The organism is Aliidongia dinghuensis (genome assembly GCF_014643535.1).
Taxonomy (GTDB): Bacteria; Pseudomonadota; Alphaproteobacteria; order ATCC43930; family CGMCC-115725; genus Aliidongia; species Aliidongia dinghuensis.
Genome location: NZ_BMJQ01000073.1, coordinates 1 through 574 on the forward strand (window position 1 = coordinate 1; position 574 = coordinate 574).

The window sequence follows — 574 nt, forward strand, 5'->3', positions numbered from 1 at the left end:
GCTGCATTAGAAATCGCCAATGAGCATGGGGGTGAATTGGCGTTAGACTGTGGTTTCTGTGGGCATGTTTATAGTTTTGATCTCAAAGATATTGAAATGATTTTTGCTTAATTTAAAGGTTTGCATAGCTACCTTTACATCATTTAAAATTGCGCAATATTAGTTACGCTTCTAGTCGATGTGATAGCCAAAACTAATACCAAAGTTACAAGTAAACTTTGGTATTTTTTCTACATTTTTGATAAGTTATAAGCATCAGGTTTGAGATAACTTAGGTTAAGCTTAATAAGTTTTAGATTAAAAATTAATTAGGAAAATAATATAATAGAACATAAGGATATCGTTATGTCAGTGGCAAAAAATATTGAAATTAGCAGCAGCTCAACGGTAAGTTTTGAAGATGCGATCAAAAAAGGCATTTCACAAGTCAACAAAACGGTTAATAACGTGGAAGGTGCTTGGATTAAAGAGCAAAAAGTACGCATTAGTGATGGTAATATCACTAGCTATAACGTGATGATGATTGTTAGCTTTGTAATTGAAAATGACAGCACTGATTTAAAATAAAGATTTT

1 protein-coding gene is annotated in these 574 nt (G+C 31.7%); it reads left to right on the forward strand.

Annotated elements, in window-relative coordinates:
- Positions 1-345 precede the first annotated feature (345 nt).
- The gene (locus IEY58_RS34185) at positions 346-567 is read left to right on the forward strand and encodes a dodecin family protein (protein WP_188875827.1); all 222 of its coding nucleotides are present in this window, start codon (positions 346-348) and stop codon (positions 565-567) included.
- The last annotated feature ends 7 nt before the right edge of the window (positions 568-574 follow it).